We start from the raw sequence: 13,745 nt of genomic DNA on the forward strand, positions 1-13,745 counted from the left end.
CCGTCGTTTCTGTGAATGCCGCTTGAAGCCAGGTCTTCTTTATAATAAGAGGCAAATGAGGGGGAGGGAGCATCATCGCATGAAGAATGATTTGCAATCTGCACGCCTGTACGAACAAGGGAATTATGCCAGCACCTACACGGAGATTCCAGCGTCCAATCCCGGCCGGGCATGGCGGGACGGAATGGTCAGCGGAAACGGGGAGAACGGATATGTCACATCGGGAGCGCCGTATGCGGACAGCTTTATTTATCAATATATGTGGTTCAACTATCCGTCTGGCGATCCGCGAGTGATTCCGGAAGAATTGACCGGACAGCTGGCCGAGGCCAGGAGAAATGTCTTCCAGCTTAATGATCAATGGAAGATTACGTTTGCGGACGGGACCACCAGGGCAAGAACCTTTCTCTACAGCTATCATCCGGGGCACCAGCTCCGGTTAAGCGCCATGAATAAGGGAACCGTGTCCGGTTATGAAAGATGGACCAACTATGAGACAGCGGAAACCGGCGTGCGCTACTCCGATGAAGGCGGCGAGTGGATCCGAACCTCTTTTACGTCCAGGGAAGACAATGTATCGGTTACGAAGATCTCGCAATCGTCGGCCGGTACCAAGATCAACATGATCATTTCGATTGATGACATTTCGGGGATGTACAAAGCGCAGGATGGGGCGACCGAGGTGACCGCACTCCAATACAAGAAGCTGGTTGATCCGGATGCGGACTATATCGCACAGGTGGCCCATTACCCTTCCTACCCGGGCAGCGAGCTGGCCGATGGGGGATACGCCGGCTTGACCCGGGTTGTGGTCATTAACGGAACCCGGAGGAGAGTGCTGCTTGCGGACACGAATGAACCGATGAATGTCGGCGCAGACCAGAATCCGGTGATTCAAGTGAACGATGCGGAAGCCGTGTACTTAATCACGCAGTCGGACCGGACCTTTCATATGGGTAAGACCGGTGATTTTGCAGGCCAGACGAGCTATGCGATAGTGGACGGTCTTTTGCAGATTACGAATGCTGTTGCGGTAAAATATCAGGACGCTTCGGGCATCTTCGATTACAATGCAGCCCTTGCGCCTCATGCCCGGAAGCACGCCGCAGAATTTAACGCCGTACGTTTCTCTCTTGCAGGTGACAACGAGGACAAGTCCGCAGACAATGAAACGTTGATCAACGCGCAGAAGGCTTGCAAATCAAGAATCCATCATGCTTTCTTGGAGCAGGTGTACAATCAGGGGCGGTATGCCTTGATCTGCTGCAGCGGCTCAAGCGCCCCGAGGTTATATGGAATGTGGACCGGGGAGTGGAATCCTGGCTGGCGGGGGATTTATACGCTGGATGCCAATGTGAATCTGCAGGTGGCAGCTATGAATACTGGTCATTTGACTCTTGCCCAACTCGGGTATATTACTTTTTTCCTCCGGAATACGCCCGATTTCGAATACAATGCGCGAATGGCCTACGGAATGCATGATGCGCTTCAGGTATCGGTCAACTCGGACATCGACCGCGGGATGCATGTGGAGTACGATAACGACTACCCGTTTCAATATTGGAATGCGGGGGCAAGCTGGTGTCTGCTTCCTATCTTCGAATATTGGCAGTGCTACGGCAACCAGCAGATTCCCATCAACGAGTACATGAGAATCCACGAACTGAAGCCGATTCTAAGCGTTGAAGACGGAGGGCTGACGGATGAAGAATTCGCAGAGCTGCTCGGCAGGGGATATCTGGATTTAGAGCAAGATATTTTGCTTACGCTGTTAACCAAGCAGGCTAATTTCTGGGAGCAGCTATGTACGCCGGAGTACTATACGGATGTTAATGGCACAGCGTGCTATGAGCAAGGGAAGACGGAGCTGCATCCGGGCGAGAAATATCTGCTCCTCCCTGGCTATTCGCCGGAGAATCACCCGGTCGGTTACCATAGCACACTCACAGCCAATGCCAGTATGGATATTTCAGCAGCAAGGGACGGACTGGGTATGGTAATCACTATTGAACGGGCGGTTAAGCGTAACGGATACGAAGCGGCAGCCGCCAGATGGGAAGCGTTACTTGCGCTGCTGCCGGACTACAAGGTGGACAAGGACGGCGCTTTGCGCGAATGGGCGATGAACGAATATACGGAGAACAACGACCACCGCCATTTGAGCCATCTCTACCCGGCCTGGCCCGCCTATGAGACGCAGAACGATGCAGAGCTCTTAAGAGCGGCAATTACCGCGATGGAGAACCGGAACAAATACAATACGTCGGACGCCACGGCGGGGCACGGCTGGATGCACAAGGCGCTGGTCTGCGCGCGGTTAAAGGACGGCAACGAAGTGGCCGCTTCGCTTTTGCCGATGATGACGGACTCCGGCTACTATGCATCACTGATGACAGACCACGACACCAACGGGAGAAATGACTGCTATTGTACGGATACCTTATTTGGTACAGTAGGAGCGGTGAATGAGGCGTTGCTGTTCTCGAGTACCGGTGAAATAGAGCTTCTTCCGGCTTTGCCATCAGGATGGCAAGCAGGTTCCATACATGGGCTGATGGCCAGAACCCTGCTGGAGGTCCGTACTTTAACGTGGAACCTTGAATCCAAATCGGTGAGCGTTACCCTGGAATCCATGATTGATGCTAACGAGCTCCAATTGAAATTGGGCATTCCTTGGACAACAGCAACGGTCAACGGAGAAGAGACCAGGGCACTTGGAGAGGGAGCGGGGAAATATCTTCGCTTGACGTTGAGTTCGGGTGTTGCTGTTATGGTTAAATTCACGTTAGGTGGTTAAGGTAGAGGAGTAGCAGGTATTCAATAACGGCATATGAAACTGTGACAGGCAGGGATACGTATCTGAGGTAGGTCAGACTCTAACATATCGGAGGTACGAATCATGAAACAACTCTACATCAAACAAAAGGTATTCAGCATAGGTGAGAAGTTTACGGTGAAGGATGAGCGGGAGCAGGATGTGTATGTTGTGGAGGGCAGCTTCATGCGCATTCCCAAGACGTTCTCGATTATGAACGCAGGCGGAAGGGAAGTTGCGCAGATTACGAAGAAGGTGTTCAGCTTCCTGCCCAAGTTCTTCGTGGAAGTGGATGGCCGTGAGATATTGACGATTAAAAAGGAGCTGTCGTTCTTCAAGGCGCGCTATTCGATAGATTCGGCGGATATTGAGGTGCACGGGGACTGGTGGGACATGGATTTCCAAATCCTGCAGCGCGGAGCCGTTGTAGGGGAAGTTAGCAAAAAGTGGTTCACCTGGGGAGACAGCTACAGTGTTGAAGTTTTGAATGAGGAGCTGGAGGCGGTCATCGTCGCGATTGTGGTTGCCATTGATTGTGTGAAGGCGGATCACCGTGCCGCTGCTTCTAATTCGTAGTTAATAACAATATTTTCAAATACACCCTCTCCGCACGGAGGGGGCTTTTGGCGTGCACCTGCATGTGAGGATAGATCAATTATGATCCTGCTTAGATCATTGTTTTGGGCTAGTAGGTTGATTAGAATTTGGGGTGTAGGCAATGTAAACGTAAAGGAGACGGTAACATGCTTAGATTGATCAATGTGGAGAACGGTACGGTAAAAGGCTTGCCCGCAGCCGATCCCCGGATTACGAGCTTCAAGGGAATACCGTTCGCAGCGCCGCCTGTAGGCGAGAACCGCTGGCGGGCACCGCAGCCTGCGGAAGACTGGGAAGGCGTGCTGCTGGCTCATGAGTTCGCGCCGGTCTCCATGCAGGTCAGACAGGAGCTGGATGACAACAATATCTATACCCGTGAATGGGCGGTTGAGCCTGATATTGCGATGAGCGAGGATTGCCTGTACCTGAACGTATGGACCCCGGCCAAGCAGGCGGACGAGAAGCTTCCAGTGTATGTATGGTATTTCGGCGGCGGGCTGCAGGTAGGCCATCCGGCGGAGATGGAATTCGACGGCGAACGGATTGCCCGCCGGGGGATCGTTGTTGTAACGATTAACTACCGGCTGAATATCTTCGGCTTCCTCTGTCATCCCGAGATTACAGCGGAATCGCCTGAAGCACCGGCTAACTTCGGCAACCTTGACCAGCAGGCGGCGACACGCTGGGTGAAACGCAACATTGCGGCCTTCGGGGGCGACCCGGACAATATCACCATCGGCGGGCAGTCGGCGGGCGGCGGCAGTGTCATGAGCCAGCTCACCTCTCCTCAGAACGAAGGATTGTTTCAGCGGGCGATTGTTGAAAGCGGTATCTTCACCGATCTGTACCCGGGAACCCTGCTGCCGCCGCTCCGGGGAACGCTGCAGGACGCGGAGCGGGACGGAATTGAGTTCTTCAAATATCTGGGCGTATCCTCTCTGGCCGAAGCGCGGAAGCTGGATGCAGTCTATCTGCGGGACAAGGCAGTGGCGCTTGGCGGCTTCTGGGGGACTGTTGCTGATCAGAAGTTCCAGGTAGGCACCCCGTTCGACAGGTTCGTGCAGAATAGACGCTTGAAGGTGCCGGTCATGCTCGGCCATACCTCCTCCGAGTTCTTCAGCACTCCAAAGGTACAGTCCTACGAGGAGTTCAAGCAGCTTGCGGCAGACATGTTCGGGGAGGATGCGGAGACCTTCCTGAAGCTTAGCGGCGCAGGGCCGGATGCCGTTCAGGAAGCGGCGGAGCGGGCAGCGGTAAGCGGGATCGAATACGCGATCCGTATTGCCGGACAGGCGAATGCCGATACCGGAGGCGAAACGCCGCTCTATTACTATAACTTCGATGCCGAGATTCCGGGATGGGATAACCCGGGCACCTTCCACTCGGTGGATCTGTGGTTCTTCTTCGAGACGCTGGCCAAGTGCTGGCGGCCGTTTGTCGGCAAGCATTACGATCTGGCCCGTCAGATGTGCAATTACACTGCACACTTCATCCGTACCGGTGACCCGAACGGCAAGGATTCCACAGGCGAAGAATTGCCGCGCTGGGAGCCGTACACCCCGGAAGCACCTTACGGGATGCTGTTCGCAGACAAGGCTGAGTTCTCCAGAGAACAGCCGGGTGAGATCATGAATTTTCTGGTGCAGCAGTATTTCAAGAAGGCTGGCAGCCCGGTCTGAGCTGAGAAGCGCAGGAAGCGCGCGGTAATCAATATATCTTACCTCTGGCCTGTCTCTGGTAATTTCGCGGTGTATACCCGGTCACCTGCTTGAATTGCCGGCAGAAATGCTCCACATTCGGATAGCCGCACCGTGCTGCGATATCGGCGATGCTCTCGGAGCTGTAGACGAGGTATTCCTTGGCCATGCGGACGCGGCTGTTAATGACATCCTCCATGCAGGAGAGTCCGAAGTTTTTTTTGTAGATACTCTGGAGATAGCCTGAACTGATCTCAAGCACACCGGCCATTCTGGCCACGGTCCAGTACTCTCCGGGGTTCGTCTGAATGAGCGTGCGCAGCTTCAGCAGCTTATAGTATTGCGGGGTAATATTGTCCTGGAAATAGGATTCCCAGAGTTTGTTGAACAGCGCGTGCAGGAGCAGATCGATGGAGGAGGCTTTGCAGTCCCCGCCCATATGGTGCTCGCTGGCGAGCAGTTCAAGCAGCTTTTGACAATAGTCAGGGTCGCTAAGCGCAAAAGGGATACCTAGGGGAAGCGGAGATTCCGTGACATAAGGCTCATTGGTTTCAAAGCGAATCCAGTCATTAATAAACTGGCCGCCGCATGCCTGATAATAGACTTTCTGCTGCGGCTGGTACAGAACTACGCTGTGGGCAGGGTACGGCTTGAGTCCGCCATGCACCCAGAATAGCGCCGGAGTCTTGGTAATGACCAGGAGCCAGTGCGCACCAGCGGGAACATCTACAACGAAGTTAGAGGCGTGTATCGTATTGCACTCGACATAGTGAATAAGGGCCATTTCCGTACTCCTCCTAATGAATCTCGCGGAATTCACCTGGCGTAATTCCTTCGGATTCCATGAATTTCTTGTTGAAGTAGCTGATGCCCGGATACCCGGAGAGGATGGCAACCTCTTTGATGGACATCGAGGGATGGGCCAGCAATAATTGCTTGCTTTTTTGAATCCGGCATTTGGTGATATAAGTGACAGGGGTCATTTTCGTTGCCTTTTTAAACAGGCTGCAGAAATAATTCGGTGTCAGCCCTGCTTGAGCCGCCCACCATTCCAGCTCAAATGGAAGGTGGGCTTTTTGTTGCATTTTGGGCAACAGAGCCGTTATTTTATCCAGATGATTGGTGCTGCGGTAGGATGAGAATGGAAGCGAATTGCTCACAAATTCAATGATTACGCTATAGGTTAAGGTGGAGATATGGGAGGGGCGGAGGAAATTATAATGTTCAACCTCATGAAATAAATCTTCAAATGCCGAATGCAGGAGGGAATCGTTCTTCAGCGTCCAGATCGAAGAACTGGTATACCGGTTATCCAGGAAGTAAGCCGGGAGTGCATTGCCGTTAAACTGAATCCAGAAAATATTCCACGGGTCTGACTCTGAGCAATAATATCGCATACGGTCGTTCGGGAAATGGAGGAAGGCATCCCCAGCGCCCAATGTAAAGGTTCTGTCCCCGATTTCGATATCCCCGCTTCCACTAACGATATAATGCAAACTGAAATCTCTGACCCCATTCGGCCGGTTCACATTATGATCATCCGGGCGGACGAAGTTTCCGAACGAATGCGGAAAGCAGAAGAACCGGAATTCTGTAAAATTGGGTAAGTAATAAGTTCGCATGTTGCTGTCCTCCCGCCTTTCCTCTATCAGATAAAATCTTAATATAGTTTCATTAATAGTATAATATTATTATTTCGTCAAGGATTATTGATCATTATAATGAGAACAATAAACTATTTTTGTTTCAGAAGACGGTGCCCGATATATAAAAGTGACAACGCTTTCTAGAAAACGTTAGCTTACGCCGCGGTTCCCCGGGAAGGTAAACTACAGGTAAAGGAGGAACGAATGATGCAACTCGAAACAAACTTAACCGGCACGGGAGTTCAACGGGGCCAGATATGGAAGCGGTTTAAAAAACAAAGAGTGCTCCATTTATTTGTCGGGCTCGGCATGGTTTTTCTGGTGATTTTTTCCTACACTCCAATGTTCGGGATTCTGATGGCGTTTAAGGACTACAGCATTTCCGACGGGATCAAGGGGATTTTTACAAGTGATTGGGTGGGACTCCGGTATTTCGATGAATTTATCCACGATTATCAGTTTGGTAAGATCGTCAGGAATACGCTTGTGCTCAGCTTCTTAAAAGTGATTTTCGCTTTTCCAGCCCCCATTATACTGGCCATTCTGCTCAACGAAGTAAAAAGCATGCCGTTCAAGCGGTTCGTGCAGACGATCAGCTATTTGCCTCATTTTATCTCATGGGTAGTAGTGGTCGGAGTCTCCTATGCGTTCCTGTCCGCAGATATGGGGCTTGTGAACAAAGCGCTGCTGCAAGCCGGGTTCATCGACCAGCCGCTTAATATTCTGACGAGTCCGAATTATTTCTGGGGCCTCGCTGTAGGGAGTGCCGTGTGGAAAGAGATGGGCTGGTGGACGATTATTTTTCTGGCCGCGATTACAGGCATCAATCCTTCACTTTATGAAGCCGCTGAGATTGACGGGGCTGGCAGGCTGGCCCGCATCCGCCATATCACACTTCCGGGAATGAAGGGGACCATCGTCGTCGTGCTGGTTCTGACCATCGGCAGCATTCTTGGAGGCGGCTTGGTCGGCTCTAACTTTGAGCAGGCGTATCTCCTGGGGAACAGTATTAATAATCCGACCTCGGAAATCGTGCAGACTTATGCGTTCAAGGTGGGTTTAAGCGACGGCCGGTTCTCTTATGCAAGTGCGATTGATTTAATCCAGTCTGTTATCTCGGTCATTCTAATCTTCTCCAGTAACTTCATTGCGAAGCGCGTCTCTGGCTCAAGTCTATTCTAGAGAAAGGAGCGTTAACAGTGCTCAAGAGTCAAAAACAAAAAGATCTGGTCATGGACAGTACCGTATATTTGCTTCTTTCCATTATTGCGCTAACGATGTTATATCCCTTTTATTATGTACTGATTGCTTCGTTTAACAAGGGTTCTGACACATTATTAGGCGGGATGTATTTATGGCCGCGCAGTGTAACCTTTGAGAATTACAGGATTTTCCTGGAGGACCCCAAATGGATGAAGGCGTTCCTGGTTACTGTGGCCCGCACGGTCTCCGGCACCGCGCTCGGGCTTCTGCTCACCAGTCTTGTAGCCTATGCGCTGTCTCACCGGGATCTGCTGTTCAGTAAATTTTATTTCACCTTGATTATTTTCGCGATGTACTTCTCCGGCGGCCTGATTCCGTATTACGTGGTGCTGCGTTCATTGGGGCTGCTGAATTCGTTTGGCGTGTACATTGTACCCTCTATGCTGAATACATTTTTCTTGCTTATCGCTATCTCGTTTTTCCGGGAGATTCCCGGCGAATTGAAGGAGTCTGCTCACATGGATGGCGCAGGCGAGTTCACGATTTACTTCCGCATCATCCTGCCGGTCTCGATGCCGCTGCTTGCCACAATGGCACTGTTCATGGGGGTGGGCCAATGGAATGCCTGGCTGGACTCCGCGTATTTCGTCCAGTCCGAGAATCTGCGGACGCTTACATTCCGCATGATGGAGATCATCAACCAGAGCAACGCCCCGATGGATTCGGTGGCTGTAGCCAACCGGCCCGGCGGCGGAGTTACCAGCTTTTCCTTGCAGGTCACCTCGATGGTCGTCTCCATCTTGCCGATCATCTGCGTATATCCGTTCCTGCAGAAGTATTTTGTACACGGGATTATGTTAGGTTCTGTCAAAGGTTAATCAGGATGCTGAAAACAAAACAGGGAGAGATACACATTGCTTAGAGAGAATCTGGACCGGAATTGGGAGTTTGAACACGGGAAGCCGTTTCACATTCAAAGCAAGGAAAACGGGCAGGCGAGAATCGTTCATCTGCCGCATGACTTCACGATTGAAACGGATACGTGGGCGGAGGCTCCCGGCGGGAGAGCAACCGGATATTACGGCGGCGGAATCGGTACTTACACCAAGATGCTGGATATCCCGGCCGAGGCTGAGGGAAAAAGAGTGCTGGTCGAATTCGACGGCGCGTATATGAACACCACTGTGGTACTCAACGGGCATACCGTAGCCCAGCATCATTACGGATATACGCCATTCCATGCTGACCTCACGCCTTATATGAGGCCCGGTAATCCGAACCGGCTCGCGGTGACGGTGAATAATGCCGCACAGCCCAACTCCCGCTGGTACACGGGGTCAGGCCTATACCGCCATGTCGATCTGTTAACCAGTCCGAAGCTGCATATCGTACCATGGGGAATCTATGCCCGCACCTCGCATATCGTGGGCGGCACAGCGTTCATTATTGTGGAGACAACGGTAGCGAATCATGCGGATACTCCAGCCAGTGTATGGGTGGACCTCAAGCTGGAGAAGGAAGCCGGAGGGGGTGAGGCGGGAAACGGAAGAGTGCAGGTCTATGTACCTGCGGCCGGGAAAGCTGTTGGACGGGTGACGGTCGCGGTTGACCATGCCGAATGTTGGGATATTGATGCCCCGTTTCTGTACCGCATTACCGCATCTTTGAATGGGAGCGACAGGCACTATGACAGCGACAGCACTCTGTTTGGCATCCGTACGCTCAGTGTTGATGTGAAGAACGGCCTGATGCTGAACGGGCGCACGGTCAAACTGAAAGGCGGCTGTGTGCACCACGATCACGGGATTCTTGGAGCCGCTTCCTACAGAGACAGCGAGTACCGCAAAATGAAGCTGCACAAGGATAACGGATACAATGCCATCCGCTGCGCCCACAATCCGCCATCCAGGGATATGCTGGATGCCTGCGACCGGCTGGGCCTGCTTGTGATGAATGAAGCCTTCGATATGTGGACGATGGACAAAAATCCGCATGATTACAGTTTGTATTTTGAGCGCAACTGGAAGTCTGACATCGAAGCATTTATGCGGCGTGACCGCAATCATCCCAGCATCATCATGTGGTCAACAGGCAATGAAGTCAATGAGCGCGGAGGGTTGTCCGGCGGATATGAGTGGGCTGCCCGGCTCACGGCATGGGTTAGAGAGCTGGACCCGAGCCGTCCGGTTACCAACGCGGTATGCACCTTCTTCAGCGGACTGGAGGATGAGGATCAGGAGCGGTTCTATGATGATCTCAAGAACCCGCCGAAGGAGTCGGCAGGCTTCGTCAATTTTGACACGGAGTTCGGCAAGCAGGTATGGGACGGCTATACCGAAGCCTTCTGCGCTCCGCTCGATATTGTGGGCTATAACTATCTGATTCATCAATTCGCTGCCGCTGCCCATAAATATCCTGACCGGGTGATCTGCTCGACCGAGAGTATAGCCAGAGATATGGATCAATATTGGGAAGGTGTAGAACGCCATCCTTATATTATCGGCGATTTCAACTGGACCAGCTTCGATTACATCGGGGAGGCCGGACTGGGCAAGACGATATATGCGGAACCTCATGAGGCGGACGAACGGCGTAAAACCTTACATGAGTCCCCGTATCCATGGCGCCTGTCCTACGACGCGGATTTCGATCTGTGCGGCTTCGCGCGCCCCCAGCTTGCTTACCGGCGGATTGTCTGGGGTTCTGACGAAACCTTCATTGCTTCACACCGTCCTGAAAACTACGGCAAAACCGAGCTGATTAGCGGATGGGGCTGGACGGAATGCGAGCATGCCTGGAGCTGGATCGGGTATGAAGGCGAACCTGTTACTGTCGATGTCTACTCGGCAGCTGAGGAAGTCGAGCTCATTCTGAACGGTGTAAGCTTGGGCAGGCAACCCGCAGGCAAGGTTAACCGCTTCAAGGCGCGATTTGTTCTTACCTATATTCCGGGCACCTTGGAGGCTGTGAGTTATACCAAGGACAGCAAAGTTTCAAGCGATGTGCTCCACTCGGCCGGAGAGCCGGCGGGCATCCGCATTGTTCCGGAGAAAAAAGAGCTTGCTGCAGATGGGCAATCGCTCTGTTACGCGGTTGTTGAGATCATCGACGGTGCCGGTAATTGGGTGCCGGAGGCCTCGCTTTTGGCAGAGGCACGGGTACAAGGTGCGGCTACACTGGCTGGCTTCGGCACCGGCAGACCCCAGACGACCGAGAATTATACTACCGGCCGGTTCACTTCCTTCAAAGGCAGACTGCTGGCCGTTGTCCGAGCAGGGGTTGAGCCGGGAATCTCCACGCTGACAGTCAGCGTTGACGGGCTGGAGCCGGTTAGCCTGGATATTCCTGTGAATTAATACTATGGAGGGATTACATTGACAAAGACAACAAGCCGCAAGACGCTTGCGGCAACCATGGCAGTTACCTTGACGCTGGGACTATTGTCCGCTTGTGGCGGAGGCAATAGCGAAGATGCCAAACAGGGGGAAGCTGCCGCAACAGCCGGAGCTGGAGCTGTGAAGGAATTATCCTTGTTCATTGATTTTCCCTGGTGGGCAACCAAGGACTGGAAAGGGCCGATTGCGGAGAAAATCACCGAGAAGACGGGCGTTAAGCTGAATGTAACCGTGGCCACAGACGACAAGCAGCTCCCGCTGATGATTGCTTCAGGCGATCTGCCGGATCTGGTGCTCACCTCCAGCAACGTAGGCCGGATGTCCGATGCCAAGCTGTCGTATTCGTGGAATGAGCTGATCGAGAAGTATGCGCCGGACTTCAAGCTGGATGCCACCCGAATTGCGATCAATACGATGGATGACGGCAACTTCTATACGGTCCGCAATGCCTTCGCCACCCAGGAAGAGATGTCCAAGAATAAATTTGCGCTTGGCGGGGACGGCAATCCGGGGATTGCGGTGCGTGAAGATATCCTGAAGGAGCTTGGGAATCCCCCAATCAAGACACTGGATGACTTCGTGAAGGTGCTCGGTATGGTCAAGGAGAAGTATCCCGACATGGTGCCGCTGGTGCTGGACAAGAACTGGATCGAGCAGTATTTTCTCCAGCAGTTCGGTGCTGAGGCCCTGTTTGACAATTGGTACGAGCATGACGGGAAAGTGGATTATTTCATCAGACAGCCGCAAATGCTGGAGTTCTTCAAATTCATGAACAGCTTGTACCGGGGTGGCTACATTCTGGCTGAGAACTTTGCGTTTGCCAATGATCAGATTGACGAGCAATATGCGACAAGCGGCAAAGCGTTCGCCCACGGTCACACCGTAGGTACTGCGGATACGGACAACAGCGCCATTAAGAAAAACAACGGTACGTTTACCTTCAAAATGCTGCCGAGCGCATTGACCAAAGAAGCGAAGAAGGTAAGCACAGGACTGGGCTTCGCCGGCACCTTCATCACCAAGAAGAATAAGGACCCGGAGGCCTCGATCAAGCTTCTGCAATATCTGGCCAGCGACGAAGGGAAGAAGCTGACGATGTTCGGGGTAGAGGGCGAGCATTGGACGTGGAATGAAGAGGGACACCCGGATCTGAAGTATGATTCGTCTGATCAGGACTTCATGAATGCCAGCGGCATCGGCTGGTGGGTGCTGTACAATGACGGTGTCATGGAGGGCATGAGAGGATATGTGCCGGGCAAGCAGAAGACACAGGCGCTGATGGAGACAAAGGCGATCACAACCTACAAGCCGGCGCTCGGCCTGATTCAGACGCAGCCGGATTCTGCGGAGAAGACGCTCAAGACCAAAATCGACGAGATGATTAAGAATGAGAAGGTCAAGATCTATCTGGCAGGCTCTGAAGCGGAGGCAGTAGCCAATTACGAGAATCTGGTGAAAACGGCCGAGAGTCTGGGCTTGCAGCAACTGGTAGACTGGGCCAACGATACGTATCAGAAGAAAAAGGAGCTATTCAAGTAAATCAGGGACAACCGGTAGAGGCGATGAGCCTCTACCTTATTTTTCGTCAGACGATACTCATTACAACAGGAGGAATGGCAAACATGAGAGTACTGATTGTAGATGATGAACCGCTGATTCTGAACGGGCTGGTGAAGATTATCGGGGAGGCGGCTCCGCTCGGGACGGAGGTTTTCAGGGCGGACAATGCGTTTGAGGCCTTGGAGCTCATGATAGACTGTATGCCGGATGTGACCATTACAGATCTTCATATGCCGGAGAAAAATGGCTTCGAGCTCATCGAGGCGGCCAGGGAGAGCGGACTCTGCGACCGTTTCATTATTCTGACGGGCTACGATGAATTTGAATATGTCCGCAGAGCGCTCCGCACGGGGGTGGTGGATTATCTGCTGAAGCCGCTGGGTAAGGATGAGATTGCCGCTCTGCTGGAGCGGATTGAACAGGAGCTTCCCTCTGAAGCCGATCCGGAGTATTCGAACCATGCGAAGCGCATTCTAGCCTATACCAAAACCCATTATATGAACGATCTGTCGCTCAACCATCTGGCGGAATTGATGAATCTTCATCCGAAATATATCAGCAGTCTGTTTAAAAGAGTGACCGGCGATACGTTTGTCAATTATCTGAACGGATTTCGGATTAAGGAGGCTCAGAGGCTGCTCAGGTCCCATGGCCGGTTATCCGCAAACGCCATCGGCAAGAAGGTCGGGTTCGAGGACAAGCATTATTTCACTAAAGTCTTCAAGAAGTATACAGGAATGACGCCGGGCGCTTACCGTGATGAGAGCAAACCGGAGTATCCGGCGAGTGGCGAAGAAGCAACCGGAGCTGGAGGGCTGGAGCTGTAAGATAA

10 protein-coding genes are annotated in these 13,745 nt (G+C 52.5%); 8 read left to right on the forward strand and 2 right to left on the reverse strand.

The window, feature by feature from the left end; all coding sequences use genetic code 11:
• Window positions 1–79 precede the first annotated feature (79 nt).
• The 3 genes from NSS83_RS32120 (at window position 80) to NSS83_RS32130 (ending at window position 5,091) form a co-directional block, all read left to right on the forward strand.
• Entirely contained in the window at window positions 80–2,797 is a 2,718-nt protein-coding gene (locus NSS83_RS32120; RefSeq protein ID WP_341347305.1) for a glycoside hydrolase N-terminal domain-containing protein, read from the forward strand.
• A 102-nt stretch (window positions 2,798–2,899) separates the two neighbouring features.
• On the forward strand, window positions 2,900–3,391 hold the full coding sequence (locus tag NSS83_RS32125; protein WP_341186628.1) for an LURP-one-related family protein: 492 nt from the start codon (window positions 2,900–2,902) through the stop codon (window positions 3,389–3,391).
• A 167-nt stretch (window positions 3,392–3,558) separates the two neighbouring features.
• Window positions 3,559–5,091, forward strand: coding sequence for a carboxylesterase family protein (locus NSS83_RS32130; RefSeq protein WP_341186627.1), 1,533 nt, complete (start codon window positions 3,559–3,561; stop codon window positions 5,089–5,091).
• A 28-nt stretch (window positions 5,092–5,119) separates the two neighbouring features.
• Here NSS83_RS32130 and NSS83_RS32135 read toward each other — a convergent pair whose 3' ends face one another.
• Window positions 5,120–5,893 carry an AraC family transcriptional regulator gene (locus tag NSS83_RS32135; RefSeq protein WP_341186626.1) on the reverse strand — a complete coding sequence of 258 codons (774 nt, stop codon included), beginning with the start codon at window positions 5,891–5,893 and terminating at the stop codon, window positions 5,120–5,122.
• A 13-nt stretch (window positions 5,894–5,906) separates the two neighbouring features.
• The gene (locus tag NSS83_RS32140) at window positions 5,907–6,731 is read right to left on the reverse strand and encodes a helix-turn-helix domain-containing protein (protein WP_341347306.1); all 825 of its coding nucleotides are present in this window, start codon (window positions 6,729–6,731) and stop codon (window positions 5,907–5,909) included.
• A gap of 231 nt (window positions 6,732–6,962) precedes the next feature.
• Here NSS83_RS32140 and NSS83_RS32145 point away from each other — a divergent pair, with 231 nt between their 5' ends.
• The 5 genes from NSS83_RS32145 to NSS83_RS32165 all read left to right on the forward strand — a co-directional run bounded on the left by NSS83_RS32145 (window position 6,963) and on the right by NSS83_RS32165 (window position 13,740).
• Window positions 6,963–7,937 (forward strand): ABC transporter permease subunit, encoded by a 975-nt coding sequence (locus tag NSS83_RS32145; RefSeq protein WP_341186836.1) that lies wholly within the window; start codon window positions 6,963–6,965, stop codon window positions 7,935–7,937.
• A 17-nt stretch (window positions 7,938–7,954) separates the two neighbouring features.
• Window positions 7,955–8,836, forward strand: coding sequence for a carbohydrate ABC transporter permease (locus NSS83_RS32150; RefSeq protein WP_341186624.1), 882 nt, complete (start codon window positions 7,955–7,957; stop codon window positions 8,834–8,836).
• Between the two features lie 36 nt (window positions 8,837–8,872).
• Window positions 8,873–11,314 carry a glycoside hydrolase family 2 TIM barrel-domain containing protein gene (locus NSS83_RS32155; protein WP_341347307.1) on the forward strand — a complete coding sequence of 814 codons (2,442 nt, stop codon included), beginning with the start codon at window positions 8,873–8,875 and terminating at the stop codon, window positions 11,312–11,314.
• An 18-nt stretch (window positions 11,315–11,332) separates the two neighbouring features.
• Complete coding sequence (locus tag NSS83_RS32160) at window positions 11,333–12,892, forward strand: ABC transporter substrate-binding protein (protein ID WP_341347308.1); 1,560 nt, start codon at window positions 11,333–11,335, stop codon at window positions 12,890–12,892.
• An 83-nt stretch (window positions 12,893–12,975) separates the two neighbouring features.
• Entirely contained in the window at window positions 12,976–13,740 is a 765-nt protein-coding gene (locus NSS83_RS32165; protein ID WP_341347309.1) for a helix-turn-helix domain-containing protein, read from the forward strand.
• Window positions 13,741–13,745 lie beyond the last annotated feature (5 nt).

The organism is Paenibacillus sp. FSL H3-0469, from assembly GCF_038051945.1.
Classification (GTDB): domain Bacteria; phylum Bacillota; class Bacilli; order Paenibacillales; family Paenibacillaceae; genus Paenibacillus_AQ.

Coding starts and splice junctions, on each gene's coding strand:
- NSS83_RS32125 (WP_341186628.1), top strand. CDS start 2,900: ATGAAACAACTCTACATCAAACAAAAGGTATTCAGCATAGGTGAGAAG.
- NSS83_RS32135 (WP_341186626.1), bottom strand. CDS start 5,893: ATGGCCCTTATTCACTATGTCGAGTGCAATACGATACACGCCTCTAAC.
- NSS83_RS32165 (WP_341347309.1), top strand. CDS start 12,976: ATGAGAGTACTGATTGTAGATGATGAACCGCTGATTCTGAACGGGCTG.
- NSS83_RS32140 (WP_341347306.1), bottom strand. CDS start 6,731: ATGCGAACTTATTACTTACCCAATTTTACAGAATTCCGGTTCTTCTGC.
- NSS83_RS32130 (WP_341186627.1), top strand. CDS start 3,559: ATGCTTAGATTGATCAATGTGGAGAACGGTACGGTAAAAGGCTTGCCC.
- NSS83_RS32145 (WP_341186836.1), top strand. CDS start 6,963: ATGCAACTCGAAACAAACTTAACCGGCACGGGAGTTCAACGGGGCCAG.
- NSS83_RS32120 (WP_341347305.1), top strand. CDS start 80: ATGAAGAATGATTTGCAATCTGCACGCCTGTACGAACAAGGGAATTAT.